Below are 17,870 nucleotides of genomic sequence, written 5' to 3'. Positions count from 1 at the left end.
GATCGTCTCGGTGGACGGGGAACGCGCGTTCGTCGGTGGACACAACGTGGGTGTCGAATATCTCGGTAGCAAACCGCCGTTGTCGCCGTGGCGCGATACGCATATCGAAGTGCGCGGCCCGGCTGTCGCCAGCATCCAGTTCGTGTTCACCGAGGACTGGCACTGGGCGACCCAGCAGTTGCCCGAATTCGACATGCCGCCCCCTCAACCCGGCGATGAGGGCATGCACTGCCTCGTCGTGCCGAGCGGGCCAGCCGACAAGCAGGAAACGTGTTCGCTGTTCTTCGTCGAAGCGATCAACGCGGCGCGCGAGCGGATCTGGATCACCACGCCTTATCTTGTACCCGACGAAGCCGTGTTCGCCGCGTTGCGACTGGCAGCGCTTCGCGGCGTGGATGTGCGCATTCTGATTCCGTGCCGGCGCGATCACCGCGTGGTGTTCGCCGCCTCGAAGCTGTATGCGTATGACTCGCTGCGCGCGGGCATCCGGATCTTCCGCTACCAGCCGGGCTTCCTGCATCAGAAAGTCGTGCTGATCGACAGCGTGGCGGCGGCAATCGGCAGCGCCAATCTCGACAACCGCTCGTTCCGCCTGAACTTCGAGATCATGGTGCTGACGGTGGACCGCGGCTTCGCCAAAGAAGTCGAAACGATGCTGCTGAAGGACTTCGCGGAGTCGCTCGAAATCGACCGCAACGAGTATCGCCGGGCGAGCGCGCTGCGGCGCGTACTGATGCACGTGGCGCGGTTGTTCTCGCCGATCCTGTAGCCACGCCGCAGCTCGGCCGTTGTCGACGCCGGCGCCGACTTCGCGCCCAGTGTTGCTACGCGTTACAGCAGCTTCTCGATGTCTTCGGTGATTGCCTCGGGCTTGGTCAGCGGCGCATAGCGCTTCACCACATTGCCGTCGCGGCCGATCAGGAACTTGGTGAAATTCCATTTGATCGCCTCGAGGCCCAGCAAGCCCGGCGCCTCGCCCGTCAGATAGCGGAACAGCGGATGCGCATTCGGGCCGTTCACGTCGATCTTGTCGAACATCGGGAAGGTCACGCCGTAGTTCTTTTCGCAGAAGCTGCCGATCTGCGTGGCGTCGCCCGGTTCCTGCCTGCCGAACTGGTTACACGGAAAACCGAGCACCGAGAGTCCGCGCGCCGCGTAAGTGTCATAAACCTTTTGCAGACCCGCGTACTGCGGCGTGAACCCGCATTCGCTCGCCGTATTGACGATCAGCAGAACCTTGCCTTGATAGCGCTCGAGGCTTACTTCCTCGCCGCCGAGCGTATGTGCAGAAAACGAATAAATCGATGTCATGTGCTCTCCCCGTGAAAGCCGTCAGTCTATGCCAAAAGCTTCGCCGGTACAGTCGGCCAAATGGCCGATCCCGGTTGAGCGCCCGGTGTCAGCCCCGGCAGTCTAAAATAGCGTTTTTCTTCAGCCGGCCTCTTCGTGATCCGCTTTAACCAGTTCAGCCTCGCGCGCGGCACCAAGCCGCTCTTTGAAAACACCACGTTCACCCTCAATCCCGGCGAGAAGGCCGGTCTGGTGGGGGCGAACGGCGCGGGTAAGTCGACGCTGTTTGCCGTGCTGCTCGGCGAACTGCACGCCGACGGCGGCGATTTCTCTATCCCGCCAAACTGGCAGATCGCCCACGTCGCGCAGGAAACGCCCGCGGCAGACAAGACCGCCCTCTCCTACACGCTCGACGGCGACGCGGCGTTGCGCGCGATCGAAGCGTGCATCGCCGAAGCATCGGCCGCGCATGACGGCGCTGCAGAAGGCGAAGCGCACGCCGCATTCGCCGACGCCGACGGCTACACCGCGCCCGCCCGCGCCGAGGCTTTGCTGCTCGGCCTCGGCTTCACGCTCGAACAGACGCGCGAGCCGGTCAGCAGCTTCTCGGGCGGCTGGCGCATGCGGCTGAATCTGGCGCAGGCGCTGATGTGCCGTTCCGACCTGCTGCTACTCGACGAACCGACCAATCACCTGGATCTCGACGCAATCATCTGGCTCGAAGACTGGCTGCACCGTTATCCGGGCACGCTGATCGTGATCTCGCACGATCGCGAATTTCTCGATTCGGTCTGCAACGTTACGCTGCATCTGGAACATCAGCAGATCAAGCGCTACGGTGGCAACTACTCGCAGTTCGAAATCCTGCGCGCGCAACAGATTGCTTTGCAGCAAAGCGCGTATGAGAAGCAACAGCGCACGGTGGAGCATTTGCAAAGCTACATCAACCGCTTCAAGGCGCAGGCCACCAAGGCACGTCAGGCGCAGAGCCGCGTGAAAGCGCTCGAAAAGATGGAGATGATCGCGCCGGCGCATGCGTCCTCGCCGTTCACGTTCGAATTCCGCACACCCGATTCCGCACCGAATCCGATGATGGTGATGGAAGACGTGCGCTGCGGCTATCACGGTGAAAACGGCGAAATTCCAATCGTCGACCACGTGATGCTGTCGATCCAGAACGGTCAGCGCATCGGCCTGCTCGGCGCGAATGGTCAGGGCAAATCGACGCTGATCAAGACGCTCGCCGGCACGCTCGAAGCGCTCGGCGGCCATGTGCGCGAAGGCAAGGGACTGCGCATCGGCTACTTCGCGCAGCATCAGCTCGAAACGCTGCGTTCGGACGACACGCCGCTGCAACATCTGGCGCGTCTTGCGCCCGATACGCGCGAACAGGAATTGCGCGACTTCCTCGGCAGCTTCAACTTTTCCGGCGAGATGGCGACCGCGAAGATCGCACCCTTCTCAGGCGGCGAAAAAGCACGTTTGGCACTCGCGCTGATCATCTGGCAAAAGCCGAATCTGCTGCTGCTCGACGAGCCGACCAACCACCTGGATCTCGAAACGCGTCACGCGCTGACCATGGCGCTCGTGCAATTCGAGGGCACGCTGATTCTGGTGTCGCACGACCGGCATCTGCTGCGCGCCACGACCGACGTGTTCATGCTGGTCGCGAAGCACCGCCTGCAGGAATTCGATGGCGATCTCGACGACTACCGCGACTGGCTGCTGCAACATGCCGCGGAACAACGCGCGGCGCTCAAGGCGGGCACGGCGTCGAACGGCGCGGATAGCGCGGACAGCGGCGTCAATCGCAAGGAGCAACGCCGCCTCGAAGCGGAAACGCGCCAGAAGCTCGCACACCTGAAAAAGCCGCTGCAAAGCCGCATCACCAGGATCGAAAAGGAAATGGACGCGCTCAACGCGGAAAAGGCGACGCTCGATGCATTCGTCGTCGATCCGGCCAGCTACGAGCCCGAACAGAAGAGCAAACTGACGGACGCGATCCGCCGTCAGGCAGATGTGAACGCGCGCCTCGAAGCGCTCGAAGCCGAATGGCTCGAGACTCATGAGGAACTCGAACAAATCGGCTAGCGGCTGGCTGTTCGCGGTCCGCGCCGGCATCGATTGGAGGTAGCCCTTGTCACCCGTGAACCCGTCTGGGTCTTCAGCTACGGCTTCAGCCACGCCGTCAGTTGCACCGTCAATTGCGTCGTCGTCCTTGCTCGCGCCTGCTCCGCTGCAAGGCCTGCGCGTGCTGGATCTGACGCGCCTGCTGCCCGGTCCGGTGGCCGCCTTGAGGCTTGCAGAACTCGGTGCCGACGTACTGAAGATCGAAGCGCCCGGTACGGGCGACCCCACCCGCACGATGATGCAGTCGTCGAGCGACCGCGTGGCGGGCCGCCCCGGCGCGTTTTACCGGCTGGTGAATCGCGGCAAGCGCGAAACGCGCCTCGACCTCAAATCGGAAGCGGGACGCAACGTATTGCGCGCGCTCGCGGCCGAAGCGGACGTGCTGATCGAGAGTTTCCGGCCCGGCGTGATGGAGCGTCTCGGCATCGGCTATGAAACCCTGCGGGCGGTCAATCCGAGGCTGGTCTACTGCGCGATCAGTGGTTACGGTGTGAGCGGTCCGTTTGCCGATCATGCCGGTCACGATCTGAACTACATCGGTTACGCGGGCGTGCTCGATCAACTGGCGAGCCGCGACGGCACGCCGATTCTGCCGAATTTCCAGATTGCCGACCTGCTCGGCGGCGCGTTGAGTGCGGTCACGCAGATTCTCGCCGCGTTATGGCATGTGTCGCGCGGAGGCGCCGGCCGTTTCGTCGACGTATCGATGACGCATGTCACGTATGCACACAACGTCGTCGCGCAAGTGACGCTCGCCAATGAGGGTGCCGCGCCGGCCGCGGGCGCCGGTCTGCTGAACGGCGGTGTACCCTGCTACAACCTGTATCGGACGCTCGATAACCGCTGGCTTGCGGTCGGCGCGCTCGAACTGAAGTTCTGGGAAACGCTGTGCATGGCGCTGGACCGGCCCGAATGGGCGACGCGTCACTGGAGTCTCGGCCAGGCGATCGGCGGCCCGGATGCCGCCGCGTTGACGCAGGAGTTGGCCGACCTGATCGGCAAGCGCCCGCTGGAGGAATGGGTACTGCTGCTGGAATCGCTGGACTGCTGCGTCTCGCCGGTGCTGACGCCGGCGGAAGCCGCGCAGCACCCGCTATTCAACCGCGGGGCGTACGCAGCGATGAACGAGGACCGGAAGGGAAACGATGCCGGAGATGAGGGTCGCCATATCGTCTAACTCGCCGTTCAGGCGTTCAAGCAGATCCCCCCGCCAACCCAAACCTCAGCGCCGCACCGCCGTCTGCCGCGGCAAAACCTGGCGCGGCGTTTTTTCGTCGTCGTACAGAAAATGTTTGCGGCCTTCGACATGACGGTTGATCGTCGCGCGCACTTCGGCCGCGGTGACATCTTCGGCCACCACCCGGCGCGAAATCTGTCCTGTCGTATCGATCCACTCGACAATCCGGCAAGCGCCGCCCCAGGGCTGGCGAATAGGCTCGGAGACACGGCAACCGCGCACCTGCATCGGCCGCTCGGCCACGGTTTCATATGACTGTTTCAAGCGCGATCCTTTTTCGGGCATCAGAAGGGATGCAATACCCTCGCAGCTTAGGAAAAAGGAACGGCGATTTGGTTACAGCCAATATGGAGATATTTACCGCGCATTACAGGGCCGACAGCGCCCGCAGGCGCCAAAGCCCCGTCTATTCGAGTGTGCGCACCCTGTCGATGGCCTGTTCGATCCGTTCGACCGCAACAACCTGTAAGCCTTCAATCGGCTGCTTCGGTGCATTGGCCTTCGGAATGACCGCGATCGAAAAGCCCAGCTTGGCCGCTTCCTTCAGACGGTCCTGACCGCGCGGCGACGGCCGGATTTCGCCGGCAAGTCCGACTTCGCCGAATACGACAAGCCCCTTGGGCAGCGGCTTGTTACGCATCGACGAGTGGATCGCGAGCAGCACGGCCAGGTCGGCCGCAGGCTCGGTGATCTTCACGCCGCCCACCGCGTTCAGGAACACGTCCTGGTCGAAACAGGCGATGCCGGCGTGCCGATGTAGCACCGCCAGCAGCATCGCCAGGCGGTTCTGTTCCAGCCCTACTGCAAGGCGCCGTGGATTCGGCGCGTTGGCGGAATCCACCAGCGCCTGCACTTCGACCAGCAGCGGCCGTGTGCCTTCCTGCGTCACCAGCACGCACGACCCCGGAACCGATTGCTCGTGCTGCGACAAAAACAACGCCGACGGATTGGCGACACCGCGCAAACCCCGCTCGGTCATCGCGAACACACCGAGTTCGTTGACCGCGCCGAAGCGATTCTTGATCGCGCGCACCAAACGGAACGACGAATGTGTGTCGCCCTCGAAGTAAAGCACCGTATCGACGATGTGCTCGAGTACGCGCGGCCCGGCGAGCGCACCTTCCTTGGTGACGTGGCCGACCATGATGATCGTGGTGCCCGACTGCTTGGCGATGCGTGTCAATTGTGCCGCGCACTCGCGCACCTGCGCGACCGAACCAGGCGCTGAGGTCAGCGCGTCGGAATAAACCGTTTGAATCGAGTCGATCACCGCGACATCCGGCCGCTGTTCGGCGATGGTCGCCTGAATTTTCTCGAGCTGGATTTCCGCGAGCAGTTGCAATTCGCTCGCCTTCGAGCCGGGCTCCAGCAACGAAAGTCGTTGCGCACGCAACGCAATCTGCGCGGCCGATTCTTCGCCGCTGATATAAAGCGCGCGTTTGTCCGCGGCAATTTCCGCGAGCGACTGCAGCAGCAGCGTCGATTTGCCGATGCCCGGATCGCCGCCGATCAGCACCACGCCGCCCGGCACGAGACCGCCGCCCAGCACACGGTCGAACTCGCTGACGCCGGTCGAAAAGCGCGGCACGTCGGACGCGTCGATATCGGCGAGACGCCGCACCGGCGCACTTTTCGCGAGCGACTGGAAGCGATGCGTGGACGGCGCCTCCGCGACCGATTCCACCAGCGTGTTCCACGCATTGCATGACGGGCACTGCCCGGCCCACTTCGGCGATTGGCCGCCGCATTCACTGCAGATGTACAACGTCTTCTGTTTAGCCACGCGCCCTTGCCTGTGTTGCTGTTCTTTGGATTGATGCGCTTGCCGAGCGCTCTCATCGAGGAGCGCACTGCAACCGTCATTGGGGCTCTCTCCGCGACCGTCGTTGGGACCGCCAGCAGCGGCCCTCCGGGCGACCTGTCAGCGCTGCGTCTTACTCTGCACGCACCGGCACGCGCGGCGCCACCGCGCACATCAGCTCGTAGCCGATCGTGCCGCACGCCTGCGCGACGTCGTCGATCGGTAATGCGGGCCCCCACAACTCGACGCGCGAGCCGACGTTAGCCGTGGGGACCGGCGTCAGATCGACGGTCAGCATGTCCATCGAAACCCGTCCGACGATCCGCGTACGCACGCCGTCAACGATCACCGGCGTGCCTTCCGGCGCGACCCGCGGATAACCGTCCGCGTAACCGCAGGCCACCACGCCGATGCGCATCGCCCCGCGCGCCTTGAACGTCGAACCATAGCCGACCGTATGGCCTTCGGCGAGCGTCTGCACGGCGATCAGTTCGGACGCGAGCGTCATGGCCGGTTGCAGGCCGGTGCCTTCGATCGCGGCCGTCACGCCCGAGGGGGAAGCGCCGTACAAGATGATGCCCGGGCGCACCCAGTCGAAATGCGCTTCGGGATGCCACAGCGTTGCCGCCGAATTCGAGAGGCTGCGCGCGCCGGCAATGCCTTGCGCGCCGCACTCGAACGTTTCCATCTGATGGGCGATGCCGCGTTCGCCGTCGGCATCCGAGAAATGGGTCATCAACGTAATCTGACCGACGCCCTGGCAGGCTCGCGCACGCTCCCATGCGGAGCGGAATTTTTCCGCCGTGTATCCGAGGCGGTTCATGCCGGTGTTCATTTTCAGCTGGATATTGACCGGCTTGGACAGGCGCGCCATTTCGAGCATGCGCAGCTGTTCGTCCGAGTGCAACGCCGTGGTCAGGCTGTAGCGGTCGATCACGTCGATATCGGTTGGACGAAAGAAGCCTTCGAGCAAAAGAATCGGGCCGGCCCAGCCCAATTCACGCAACTTCACGGCTTCTTCGAGGTCCAGCAGTCCAAAGCCGTCGGTTGCGCGCAAGCCGGGAAAAGCACGCGCGAGGCCGTGCCCGTAAGCATTTGCCTTGACGACGGCCCAGATCTTGGATTTTGGTGCGTAACGCCGGGCGACGGCGAGATTATTGGCGAGTGCGGCGGTATGAATCGTGGCTGAGAGGGGGCGCGGCATGGGTAATTTTCGTAAAGACGCTTGCGAATCAGGAGCTTACAGGGCGTTTTCAACGCTCGGCGGCCCGCTGGGCGGTGCGATCAAGGATTCTGCTAGTCCGAATCCAGCTATTTTCGTGATATAAAGCCGTGCGCACAACCCATTTCGAACGGCATAAGCCCGGACGCTTTCCACACGGCCGGGGCGGACAGACCGCAGCGAGGACAGCATCGCATCAGATGAAAAAAGGTTTTTACACCATCATGGCCGCGCAGTTTTTTTCGTCGCTGGCCGACAATGCGCTTCTGATCGCTGCTATCGCACTGCTGAAAGATCTTCACGCCCCGAACTGGATGACGCCGCTGCTCAAGTTGTTCTTTGTGCTGTCGTACGTCGTTCTGGCCGCCTTCGTGGGCGCCTTCGCCGACTCCCGTCCGAAGGGACACGTGATGTTCGTCACCAATACCATCAAGGTAGTGGGCTGCATCACGATGCTGGTCGGCGCGCACCCGTTGATCGCCTATGGCATTGTGGGTTTCGGCGCGGCGGCCTACTCGCCCGCCAAATACGGCATTCTTACCGAACTGCTGCCGCCTGACCGGCTGGTCGCGGCGAACGGCTGGATCGAAGGCACCACGGTCGGCTCAATCATTCTTGGCACGGTACTGGGCGGCGCGCTCATCAGCCCGCACATTGCCGCGCCGATCCTGCGGCACCACATCCCCACAGTCAACACGCCCGCCGAAGCGGCGATGCTGGTGATCATGGCAATCTACGTGATCGCGGCGCTGTTCAATCTGCGCATTCCCGACACCGGCGCGCGTTATCCGAAACAGGAACGCGGCCCGATCAAGCTGGTCACCGATTTCGCCGACTGCTTTCTCGTGTTGTGGCGCGACAAGCTCGGCCAGATTTCGCTCGCCGTCACCACGCTGTTTTGGGGCGCCGGCGCGACGCTGCAATTCATCGTACTGAAGTGGGCGGAAGTGTCGCTGAACATGTCGCTTTCGGAAGCCGCGATTCTGCAAGCGGTGGTTGCAGTCGGCGTGGCGGTCGGCGCGATTTACGCAGCCTCGCGCGTGCCCTTGAAGAAGTCGCTCACCGTACTTCCGGTCGGCATCATGATGGGCATCGCCGTGATGTTGATGGCCTTCTACACACGTAGCCTGTTCCCCACGCATTGGGGCCTGTATTTCGGCCGGGTGCATGTGCCGGGCTACCTGATCGTCGCGTATATCTTCCTGATGATCGTTGGCGGCCTGTCGGGCTTTTTCGTCGTGCCGATGAATGCGCTGCTCCAGCATCGCGGCCACGTGCTGCTGTCGGCGGGTCACTCGATCGCCGTGCAGAACTTCAACGAAAATCTCTCCGTGCTCGTGATGCTGTGCCTGTACGCCGTGCTGGTGTGGCTCGACGTGCCGGTCACAGCGGTGATCGTGCTATTCGGCACCTTCGTCTGCGTCATGATGTGGTTCGTGATGCGGCGCCATCAGGCGAATCAGCGCGCGTTCGACTCGGTCGCGCTAATCGGCGAAGTCAGGCACTGACCCGCGGCGGGCACCGCGCTTACTGCCCGCGCCTTCCCCCTTTCCTCGTTTTGCCATGACTCAACCCATTCCCAATGTGCTGACGATCGCCGGTTCCGATTCCGGCGGCGGCGCCGGCATTCAGGCCGATCTGAAGGCTTTCTCGGCGCTCGGCGCTTACGGCGCGAGCGTGATCACTGCGCTGACCGCGCAGAACACGCGCGGCGTCACGGCGATTCACGCGCCGGAGGCCGCCTTCATTACAGCGCAACTCGATGCGGTGTTCGACGACATCCGTATCGATGCCGTGAAGATCGGCATGCTGGCGAATGCGGAGATCGCGCGCGCGGTCGCCGATGCGCTGCGGCGGTACAAGCCGAAGCACATCGTGCTCGACACGGTGATGATTTCGAAGAGCAATCACGCGCTGCTGCTGCCGGATGCGGTCGCCGTCGTGCGTGACGAGTTGCTGCCATTGGCGGATTTGCTGACGCCCAATCTGCCGGAAGCTGCGGCCTTGCTCGGGGTGCAGGCTGCTACCGATGAAGCCGGCATGGTCGAACAAGGCGAAGCGCTGCGTGCGCTGGGCGCCCGCGCGGTGCTGATGAAGGGTGGCCATTTGAGCGCGGTGGACAGTCCCGACTGGCTCATACAGGACAGCGGCACGCTGCGCCTGGGCGGCCCGCGTGTGCCGGTAAAGAATACGCATGGGACGGGCTGCACGCTGTCGTCGGCGATTGCGGCGTTGATTCCGCAACGCGACGATCTGGCGAGCGCGGTCGCGGACGCCAAGCTATATCTGACCGGCGCGTTGCAGGCGAGCGATCGGCTCGACGTCGGCAGCGGCGTCGGGCCGGTGCATCATTTTTATCGGTGGTGGTGAGGGGCTGAAAGCGCTTCGGCATCACGGAGGTACCAGCCGTTGCGTTGCGCGGCTCTACGGCGCTATTGCGTCCGTCCGCTCTACTGCTCCCGCGGCTGCTGCGCGTAGGCCAGCGCCAGTTCAGGCCATTCGTTGGGCACGATGAAGCCACGTGAGCGCTCGATGCGGTTACCGGCGCTGTCATCGACGAACGCCGCGATCATGGTCGGTCCGTGCTGATGTGACGTTTGCGCAGCAAGCGTTCGGGCATCGACAAAACCGGATCCCACTCCCTGCGCCTCCTCCGGCACACCCGCCGCACCTGACTCGGACCGTCGTGGCGCAAGCCATTCCAACCGCGGCAACACACGCCACGTCTGCGCATGCGCCGCGGCAAAGTGCGGCCAGTCGCTGCGCGTGACCCACCAGCCACGTCCGTGCGACGGATCGAGCTCGGCAGGATCGGCAGGCGTCTCGCCCGCACGATAGAACAACCAGCCTTTGATAAACATCTGCGGCGTCCACGGCCCTGCGTAGCCGACCGATGCGAACTCTTCGCGCGCGCTCAACGGCAGCTGATGATTCAGTACATGCGCGAGCTTCAGATCGAAGCGGTCTTTCAGATTCGGACCGACGTAATCGGCTAATCGCGCCGCCGGCTGCGTAACCGAGTGGGTGGCCGGCTGCACGCGGCTTTCGCCTGCATGCAAATAGCACTTCACCGCCAACTCCCAATGCAGGCGTGCGCCCTGCTGCGTCTGCACGAGAAAATCGCATTCACCAAGCGTGACGCCCGCGCGCCGCAACGGGACGCCGGCCGCGACCAGCCGCGCCGCCGGTCCATGTTGCAGGAACCATCCGAGCAGCCGTTCGGCGTAGCGGCCAAGACGCGTAACACGTGTCGCGGTAAGGTCACGCTGCAATTCGGCCGGATCGATGTCTAACGCGCGCAACCAGTCGACGGTTGCTTCAGCTTCCTGCTGTGAGGCGAACGGACTGGCCAGCGCGCCCACTGGTGGTTGCGCTCGCAACAAATCGGCGCTCAGCAGCAACCACGCCAGATCGCGCACTGCCGGTTCGCGCAAGGTGTCGAGCAGATTCTCGAGGACCGCTGCTGGTGTGCCAGGCGCGGCGGCGAGGCGCGATGTCGGCCGGGTTGCGTCGGTCACTTTGCCGCGTTGGACGGCACGCCGCCCGCCGCGAGCCACGTGTCGCGCGCGAGGCACAGATCTGCCCAGGCTTTCGCCTTGTCGGGCAGGCTGCGAAGCAGATACGCAGGATGATAGGTGACGATGACCGGCACCCCCTCGTATTCGTGCACGCGGCCGCGCAGCGACGAAATGCTTGCCTCGGTCCGAAGCAGACTTTGCGCGGCGAAGCGGCCCAACGCGACGATCAGCTTCGGCTTGACCAGCGCGACCTGCCGTTGCAGATACGGCTCACAACGCGCGACTTCGTCCGGCTCGGGATTACGGTTGCCCGGCGGCCGGCACTTGATCACGTTAGCGATATAGACGTTGCGGTCGCGTGCGAGCGTTAGTGAATGCAGCATATTGTCGAGCAACTTGCCGGCCTGTCCGACGAACGGCTCGCCCAGACGGTCTTCGTTCTCGCCCGGTGCTTCGCCGATCAACATCCAGTCGGCACTACGATCGCCGACGCCAAATACCGTGTTCGTGCGTTTCTCGCACAGGCGGCAACGTTGGCAGGCGGCGACCTGCTCGCTCAATGCATCCCAGTCGAGCGTCTGGATCGATGAGGGCTCGGGCGCCTCGCGACGTGCTTCAGCGGGCGCGTGGGCCGGCTGATCGTCGAACCATGCGAAATCGTCGTCCGGCGGCCCGTCGAACGCCGGCGGTTCAGGTGTACGAGGCGGCTGCGCTTCGACCGGCGCTTGCATGCGTCCCTGCTGTTCCTGCGCCGCCGACATCCCGCGACGCACCCACAGCGGCGCGAGTCCGAACTCTTCCAGTACCGATTCATGCAGCGCCATCTGCGCCCTCCGTGGCAAACGAGAAACGCATCACGATGGCGTCCTCCCGGCTGCGATGACGCGCCGGATAATAGTTTTTACGCCGGCCAATCGACGCAAAGCCGAAACGCTCGTAAAGCCGGATAGCCCGATGATTCGACGGCCGCACTTCGAGCAGCAGACCTTCGAGTTTTTCGGTGCGCGTAATGCGCACCGCTTCACGCAGCAGCGCGAGCCCGGCACCGGCACCTTGCGCGGCAGGCGTCACGCACAAATTGAGCAGATGCATTTCATCGACCACCGGCATCAGCACGCAATAGCCGATCAGCGTGCCGGTTACGTGACGCAGGCAGATGCCGAAATAGCCGTTGCGCAACGAGTCGCCGAAATTGCCACGGCTCCAGGGGAATTCGTAGGCGATTTTTTCGATCGCCGCGACCTCGTCCAGATCGGCTTCGGTCATCGGCGACATGTAACGGTCCGCCAGCAACACGCCGCTCATTGCTGGCCCTCATTTTGATCCGCATCATGTGCGAGCCTGGCGGCGGCTTGTTCGGCCTTGGCGGCTTTCTCGGCGACGCGCTCCGCCGTGGTCTGAGCGACCTTGTCGCGAATATATTCGGGCGCGGCCTGGTCGGCGGACACCGTGCGGCCGGCGCGAAACGCGCGCAGCGCAGCGTGTGCGAGCGGCACGGCATGCGGCAGCGCTTCACCGTCGACGATTCGCGCAGCGGCGACGGCGGGCAGCCGCGCGCCGAACGCGGCAGCAGCATTACCCGCTAGCGTAAAGGACACGTCGGGCAAAACGAGCCGTTCCGGCGCGTCGAGCGAAGCCGGCTGAAGCGTGCGCCATTCGCCAAGGGTTGCGTCCCATGCGTAGTCGGCCCAATAGATTTCGTCCATCCGGGCATCAAGCGCAGCGAGCACGCGGGTCGCCGACGGATCGCGCAACCGTGCGCTTTCCGCGCAGGCCAGCAGCGTGCTGACTGGCACGACCGGCAGATTCAGGCCGAACGCAAGGCCTTGAGCGACGCCCGTCGCCGTGCGAAGACCCGTGAATGAACCAGGACCGGAGCCGAAAGCGATGGCGTGGCAGTCCGCCAGTTTCAGGCCGGCTTCGTCGAAAAGTTCGCGGATGGCGGGCAACAGGCGCGTGCTGGAGACTGCACCAGTTTGCTCGTGACGCACCCATATCCGGGGTTCGGCGCGGCCTTGGTCCGCTGCCTGGCTCGCCGCGCCGCTAACGGCGGACAGGAGCGCTACCGAGCAGAATTCGGTCGAAGTATCGAGGGCTAGAAGCACAGTTTGAGTCATGGACCGTATTGTAATCGGCACGGCACGTGCTGATGCGGTTTTGGGATTGCCCGCCGGACGGGATGGATGTTTGGAATAACCCCTCGGCCCCGCGGCAGCATGCAGTTGTTATGATCATCGGCCCAGCCAGAACCAACCTCATCAGCAGGGTAAGACCACAATGACAGACATCAACGCGCAATTCGTCCAGGCCCAGGAAGATGCAAAGCAGCTGCCCGAGCGTCCGGGGAATCTCACGCTTCTGCGTCTCTACGCCCTCTTCAAGCAGGCCACCGACGGCGACGTCCATGGCGACAAACCCGGCTTCACCGATATCGTTGGCAAATACAAGTACGATGCGTGGGCCGCACTCAAGGGCACCGCCCAGGACGCCGCGAAGCAGCAATACGTCGAACTGGTCGAAGCCCTCAAAAGCGGCGCCGCCGCCTGAATCTGACCCCGTTGTCGAAACGGTAGGCCCGGGACGTCGTTGCGGAATGGCTGCGGCAAGGCAGGTCGCTTCGGTGGTCCCATAGGCAGGCCCTCGGCAGGTCCTCGCGCAGCCCCTGGGCCAGCTGCTTAAGCCCGTTCGACAGCCAGATGGAAGTTTTGCGCCAGGAAACTTCTTAACGGTGGCGCAGTGCAACAAAACCCTATACAATGCTGCCTGCGCTTCACTGCTTTGCCCGGCTTTCCTCTAGCGGCCTTTGCGGCGCAGCGCCTCGTAGCGTTTAGCTCCAATCCAGTTTAGAACCTGTCCCCTCCTGCCTAGCCCCCTACGGGCGATCATGTCCCAGGCTGGCGGTACGCCGTGTTGGCATGCCGCATCCGATACAGCTTCTAACGAAAAGCTCGCCTTTATTGTCGCGAGCTGCCCCCGTTTTTCGATTTGCTCGCTGCTTCTTTGCTCGCTGAATCCGACGACTTGGGTATGCCGATTGGCGCCGACGTTTTAATTCCGTGTGTACCAAGGATTTACCAAGGATTCTCATGACTTCGAGCAATACCCCCAGCAGCCCGTTGAACGCCATCGCCGATCAAGCCCTCGGTCTCGTTGACAGCAACGTTGCACCCGTGCAAGCCGCAGCCATTGCTGCCGCTCCGGAAGCTGTCGCCGCAGAAGCCGCAGCGCCGACTGGCCCGTCGTTCGCGTCGCTCGGTCTCTCCGCGGATGTCGTCTCCGCCCTGACCGCCGCTGGTTATCAAAATCCGACTCCGGTTCAGCAACGCGCGATTCCCGCTGCGATCGCTGGCCGCGATCTGATGGTCTCGAGCCCGACCGGTTCGGGCAAGACCGCCGCGTTCATGCTGCCCGCTATCGAACGTTTCTCGCAACTGCAAAAAGCACAAGCCAGCCAGCCGCGTGAGCCGCGTCCGGCCGACGGTGCCCGCACGCGCCGTCCGCAACCGGTTGCCCGTCCGACCATGCTGGTCCTGACGCCGACCCGCGAACTCGCAATGCAGGTCACCACCGCCGCTTCCACGTACGGCAAGCACCTCAAGCGTCTGCGCACCGTCAGCATTCTGGGCGGCGTCGCTTATGGTCAACAACTGATGCTGCTGGCAAAGAACCCGGAAATCCTGGTTGCTACGCCTGGCCGTCTGATCGACCACCTGGAACGCGGCCGTATCGATCTGTCGCAACTGCAGATCCTCGTGCTCGACGAAGCCGATCGCATGCTCGACATGGGCTTCATCGAAGACATCGAAACGATCGTTGCCGCTACGCCGGCTTCGCGTCAAACCATGCTGTTCTCGGCAACGCTCGACGGCAAGATCGGTTCGCTGACCGGCCGTCTGCTGAAGGATCCGGAACGCATCGAGATCGTTCAACGCCTCGAACAACGTACCAACATCGCGCAAACCGTCCACTATGTTGACGACCGCGATCACAAGGATCGTCTGCTCGACCATCTGCTGCGCGACGAGGGCCTCGATCAGGCTATCGTCTTCACGGCAACCAAGATGGACGCTGACCAACTGGCTGGCCGTCTGGCCGACGCCGGTTTCGAATCGGCTGCTCTGCACGGCGATCTGCCGCAAGGCGCACGTAACCGCACGATCAAGGCCCTGCGCGAGCGCCGTGTGCGCGTGCTGGTGGCAACGGACGTCGCCGCTCGCGGTATCGACATCCCGGGTATCACGCACGTGTTCAACTATGACCTGCCGAAGTTCGCTGAAGACTACGTGCACCGTATCGGCCGTACCGGCCGTGCTGGCCGCTCGGGTATCGCAGTGAGCCTCGTGCACCATGCGGAACAAGGCGCGCTGAAGCGTATCGAACGTTTCGTGCGCACTCCGCTGGCGGTCAACGTCGTCGCAGGCTTCGAGCCGCGCAAGTCGGCTCCGTCGGGCAATGGCGGCCGTCCTGGCTTTGGCGGCCGTGGCCGTCCGGGCGGTGGCAATGGCGGCGGTGGCCGTCGCTTCGGTAGCGGCAGCGGTGCTGGCAAGCCGGCCGGTAACGGCGGCGGCGCTCGCAGCGGTAGCGGCAATGGCGGCGGCTGGGCCGGCAAGTCGGCTGGTGGCGGTTCGCGTGAAGGCGGCTTCGGCGGTGGTTCGCGTGAAGGCGGTTTTGGCGGCGGTTCGCGTGACGGCGGCTACGGCGCACGCCGCAGCGACGGCCCGCGTACGGCGCGTCGCGGCAGCTAAGCAGCGACCCAGCAGTCATCAGGCAAACGCTATTTACGTGGCTCGTTCAGCACGTAAGGCGGCCTGAAAAAAGACCCGGACGGCCCCGCGCCGCCCGTCAGTCGAAAGAAACCGGTGCTCAGGCGCCGGTTTTTTTTCGCCCCTACTTTGGCAACTGTCGAAATTTCACGATGTGGAAAATTTTTTTGCGTCGTAAAAAATCGTGCTGCAAGGCACAAGATGCGCTATTGCAAGATGGGAAAAGGCGTTTCTTAATGTGAAACGCTATAAATAAACCATTGATTTTTAAACACAATAAATATTAAAAAACACCCCTCAGGCGCTATTGCGAGGCGGTCGATTTGCCTAGACTCTTATATAAGACTTCACGAAACGAAACGCCTTAAAGGGCCAGCCGCTTCGACGAAGACAAGAGTCACTTATCCATTACAGGCAACCAAGGAGCACACCATGTCCCGCGAACAACAAGCCAAGCAACTTCAACAGCAATGGGAAACCGATCCGCGCTGGAAAGGAGTGAAGCGTACGTACACCGCTGAAGATGTGATCCGTCTGCGCGGCTCGGTGCAAGTGGAGCACACGCTGGCCAAGCGCGGCGCGGAAAAGCTGTGGGAAAGCGTCAACAACGAGCCGTTCGTGAACTCGCTCGGCGCGCTGACCGGCAACCAGGCCATGCAACAGGTGAAGGCTGGTCTGAAGGCGATCTACCTGTCTGGCTGGCAAGTGGCGGGCGATGCGAACGTGGCCGGTGAAATGTACCCGGACCAGTCGCTGTACCCGGCGAACTCGGTGCCGCTCGTTGTGAAGCGCATCAACAACACGCTGACGCGCGCTGACCAGATCCAGTGGTCGGAAGGCAAGAATCCGGGCGACGAAGGCTATATCGACTACTTCGCGCCGATCGTGGCCGACGCGGAGGCCGGCTTCGGCGGCGTGCTGAATGCGTTCGAACTGATGAAGGCAATGATCGAAGCCGGCGCTGCAGGCGTGCACTTCGAAGACCAGCTCGCTTCCGTGAAGAAGTGCGGTCACATGGGCGGCAAAGTGCTCGTGCCGACCCGCGAAAACATCGCTAAGCTGACCGCCGCGCGTCTGGCCGCCGACGTCTCGGGCACGCCGACCGTGCTGCTGGCTCGCACCGACGCTGAAGCTGCCGACCTGATCACGTCGGATGTTGACGACAACGACAAGCCGTTCCTGACAGGCGAGCGCACGGTGGAAGGCTTCTATCGTACGAAGCCGGGTCTGGAACAGGCGATCTCGCGTGGCCTCGCCTACGCGCCGTACGCCGACATGATCTGGTGCGAAACCGGCAAGCCGGACCTCGAGTTCGCGAAGAAATTCGCCGACGCGATCCACAAGGAATTCCCGGACCAACTGCTGTCGTACAACTGCTCGCCGTCGTTCAACTGGAAGAAGAACCTGGACGACGCAACCATCGCCAAGTTCCAGCGCGAACTCGGCGCAATGGGCTACAAGTTCCAGTTCATCACGCTGGCCGGCTTCCACGCGCTGAATTACTCGATGTTCAACCTGGCGTACGGTTATGCCCGCAACCAGATGACCGCCTTCGTCGAAATGCAGCAGGCTGAATTCGCAGCGGCCGAAAAGGGCTTCACCGCGGTCAAGCACCAACGCGAAGTTGGCACGGGTTACTTCGACGCTGTGACGCAAACGGTCGAACGCGACGCTTCGACGACCGCGCTGCACGGTTCGACGGAAGACGAGCAGTTCTTCGACAAGAAGGTCGCTTAAGACACCCCGCGATCTGATCGCGAGAACGGCAAGGCAGACAAAAAGCGACCCCGTAGAGGGTCGCCGTCAGGGAGGAGCAAAGCCATCAGGGCTGGAGTACGCGGGTCTGCTCTGATGGCTGGATCTGGGAGAGATGGCAGCAGCACCATCTTGCATGGGAGCGGAGTAACGC

General features: G+C 63.0%; 16 protein-coding genes. 8 read left to right on the top strand and 8 right to left on the bottom strand.

Going from position 1 to position 17,870, the window contains the following annotated elements; genetic code table 11:
• On the top strand, positions 1-769 hold a 769-nt coding region (locus tag VFE81_RS23535; RefSeq protein ID WP_325046885.1), incomplete at its 5' end, for a phospholipase D-like domain-containing protein.
• Positions 770-831: 62 nt separating this feature from the next.
• Here VFE81_RS23535 and VFE81_RS23530 read toward each other — a convergent pair.
• On the bottom strand, positions 832-1,311 hold the full coding sequence (locus VFE81_RS23530; protein ID WP_325046884.1) for a glutathione peroxidase: 480 nt from the start codon (positions 1,309-1,311) through the stop codon (positions 832-834).
• Positions 1,312-1,446: 135 nt separating this feature from the next.
• On the opposite strand from VFE81_RS23530, the gene VFE81_RS23525 reads away from it, so the two are divergent.
• Positions 1,447-3,381: an ATP-binding cassette domain-containing protein gene (locus tag VFE81_RS23525; protein WP_325046883.1), complete on the top strand. Its 1,935-nt coding sequence runs from the start codon at positions 1,447-1,449 to the stop codon at positions 3,379-3,381.
• Between the two features lie 145 nt (positions 3,382-3,526).
• Positions 3,527-4,597 (top strand): CaiB/BaiF CoA-transferase family protein, encoded by a 1,071-nt coding sequence (locus VFE81_RS23520; protein ID WP_325046888.1) that lies wholly within the window; start codon positions 3,527-3,529, stop codon positions 4,595-4,597.
• 45 nt (positions 4,598-4,642) lie between these two features.
• Here the strand turns inward: VFE81_RS23520 and VFE81_RS23515 are convergent, their stop codons facing one another.
• From VFE81_RS23515 to alr, 3 genes are all read right to left on the bottom strand, one after another.
• Positions 4,643-4,921, bottom strand: a complete 279-nt coding sequence (locus VFE81_RS23515; protein WP_325046882.1) for a DUF2866 domain-containing protein — start codon at positions 4,919-4,921, stop codon at positions 4,643-4,645.
• Between the two features lie 142 nt (positions 4,922-5,063).
• Positions 5,064-6,440, bottom strand: a complete 1,377-nt coding sequence (gene radA, locus VFE81_RS23510; protein ID WP_325046881.1) for a DNA repair protein RadA — start codon at positions 6,438-6,440, stop codon at positions 5,064-5,066.
• Positions 6,441-6,591: 151 nt separating this feature from the next.
• Positions 6,592-7,662 (bottom strand): alanine racemase, encoded by a 1,071-nt coding sequence (alr, locus tag VFE81_RS23505; RefSeq protein ID WP_325046880.1) that lies wholly within the window; start codon positions 7,660-7,662, stop codon positions 6,592-6,594.
• Positions 7,663-7,880: 218 nt separating this feature from the next.
• On the opposite strand from alr, the gene lplT reads away from it, so the two are divergent.
• Both lplT and thiD read left to right on the top strand, forming a co-directional pair.
• Complete coding sequence (lplT, locus tag VFE81_RS23500) at positions 7,881-9,188, top strand: lysophospholipid transporter LplT (RefSeq protein WP_325046879.1); 1,308 nt, start codon at positions 7,881-7,883, stop codon at positions 9,186-9,188.
• 55 nt (positions 9,189-9,243) lie between these two features.
• The gene (gene thiD / locus VFE81_RS23495; protein ID WP_325046878.1) at positions 9,244-10,050 is read left to right on the top strand and encodes a bifunctional hydroxymethylpyrimidine kinase/phosphomethylpyrimidine kinase; all 807 of its coding nucleotides are present in this window, start codon (positions 9,244-9,246) and stop codon (positions 10,048-10,050) included.
• Between the two features lie 80 nt (positions 10,051-10,130).
• Here thiD and VFE81_RS23490 read toward each other — a convergent pair whose 3' ends face one another.
• The 4 genes from VFE81_RS23490 to tsaB are packed head-to-tail and all read right to left on the bottom strand — an operon-like array spanning position 10,131 to position 13,315.
• Positions 10,131-11,198, bottom strand: coding sequence for a DUF1853 family protein (locus tag VFE81_RS23490; RefSeq protein WP_325046877.1), 1,068 nt, complete (start codon positions 11,196-11,198; stop codon positions 10,131-10,133).
• The gene (locus tag VFE81_RS23485; protein WP_325046876.1) at positions 11,195-12,022 is read right to left on the bottom strand and encodes a uracil-DNA glycosylase; all 828 of its coding nucleotides are present in this window, start codon (positions 12,020-12,022) and stop codon (positions 11,195-11,197) included. The genes VFE81_RS23490 and VFE81_RS23485 overlap by 4 nt, the downstream gene beginning before the upstream one ends.
• Positions 12,009-12,503 carry a ribosomal protein S18-alanine N-acetyltransferase gene (gene rimI / locus VFE81_RS23480; protein WP_325046875.1) on the bottom strand — a complete coding sequence of 165 codons (495 nt, stop codon included), beginning with the start codon at positions 12,501-12,503 and terminating at the stop codon, positions 12,009-12,011. The genes VFE81_RS23485 and rimI overlap by 14 nt, the downstream gene beginning before the upstream one ends.
• The gene (gene tsaB / locus VFE81_RS23475; protein WP_325046874.1) at positions 12,500-13,315 is read right to left on the bottom strand and encodes a tRNA (adenosine(37)-N6)-threonylcarbamoyltransferase complex dimerization subunit type 1 TsaB; all 816 of its coding nucleotides are present in this window, start codon (positions 13,313-13,315) and stop codon (positions 12,500-12,502) included. Before tsaB ends, rimI begins: the two co-directional genes overlap by 4 nt.
• A 160-nt stretch (positions 13,316-13,475) precedes the next feature.
• Here tsaB and VFE81_RS23470 point away from each other — a divergent pair, with 160 nt between their 5' ends.
• The 3 genes from VFE81_RS23470 (at position 13,476) to aceA (ending at position 17,698) form a co-directional block, all read left to right on the top strand.
• The gene (locus VFE81_RS23470; protein WP_325046873.1) at positions 13,476-13,745 is read left to right on the top strand and encodes an acyl-CoA-binding protein; all 270 of its coding nucleotides are present in this window, start codon (positions 13,476-13,478) and stop codon (positions 13,743-13,745) included.
• A 539-nt stretch (positions 13,746-14,284) separates the two neighbouring features.
• Positions 14,285-15,943, top strand: coding sequence for a DEAD/DEAH box helicase (locus VFE81_RS23465; protein ID WP_325046872.1), 1,659 nt, complete (start codon positions 14,285-14,287; stop codon positions 15,941-15,943).
• Between the two features lie 450 nt (positions 15,944-16,393).
• Positions 16,394-17,698 carry an isocitrate lyase gene (gene aceA / locus VFE81_RS23460; protein WP_325046871.1) on the top strand — a complete coding sequence of 435 codons (1,305 nt, stop codon included), beginning with the start codon at positions 16,394-16,396 and terminating at the stop codon, positions 17,696-17,698.
• Positions 17,699-17,870: the final 172 nt, after the last annotated feature.

It is taken from the genome of Paraburkholderia sp. (genome assembly GCF_035656215.1).
In the GTDB taxonomy this organism is placed as follows: domain Bacteria; phylum Pseudomonadota; class Gammaproteobacteria; order Burkholderiales; family Burkholderiaceae; genus Paraburkholderia.
This window is presented reverse-complemented; position numbering and strand designations above follow the sequence as displayed.

Excerpts from the sequence above, each read along its gene's own strand:
- VFE81_RS23530 (WP_325046884.1), bottom strand. The coding sequence starts at position 1,311 with ATGACATCGATTTATTCGTTTTCTGCACATACGCTCGGCGGCGAGGAA.
- alr (WP_325046880.1), bottom strand. The coding sequence starts at position 7,662 with ATGCCGCGCCCCCTCTCAGCCACGATTCATACCGCCGCACTCGCCAAT.
- lplT (WP_325046879.1), top strand. The coding sequence starts at position 7,881 with ATGAAAAAAGGTTTTTACACCATCATGGCCGCGCAGTTTTTTTCGTCG.
- thiD (WP_325046878.1), top strand. The coding sequence starts at position 9,244 with ATGACTCAACCCATTCCCAATGTGCTGACGATCGCCGGTTCCGATTCC.
- VFE81_RS23485 (WP_325046876.1), bottom strand. The coding sequence starts at position 12,022 with ATGGCGCTGCATGAATCGGTACTGGAAGAGTTCGGACTCGCGCCGCTG.
- rimI (WP_325046875.1), bottom strand. The coding sequence starts at position 12,503 with ATGAGCGGCGTGTTGCTGGCGGACCGTTACATGTCGCCGATGACCGAA.
- tsaB (WP_325046874.1), bottom strand. The coding sequence starts at position 13,315 with ATGACTCAAACTGTGCTTCTAGCCCTCGATACTTCGACCGAATTCTGC.
- VFE81_RS23470 (WP_325046873.1), top strand. The coding sequence starts at position 13,476 with ATGACAGACATCAACGCGCAATTCGTCCAGGCCCAGGAAGATGCAAAG.
- VFE81_RS23465 (WP_325046872.1), top strand. The coding sequence starts at position 14,285 with ATGACTTCGAGCAATACCCCCAGCAGCCCGTTGAACGCCATCGCCGAT.
- aceA (WP_325046871.1), top strand. The coding sequence starts at position 16,394 with ATGTCCCGCGAACAACAAGCCAAGCAACTTCAACAGCAATGGGAAACC.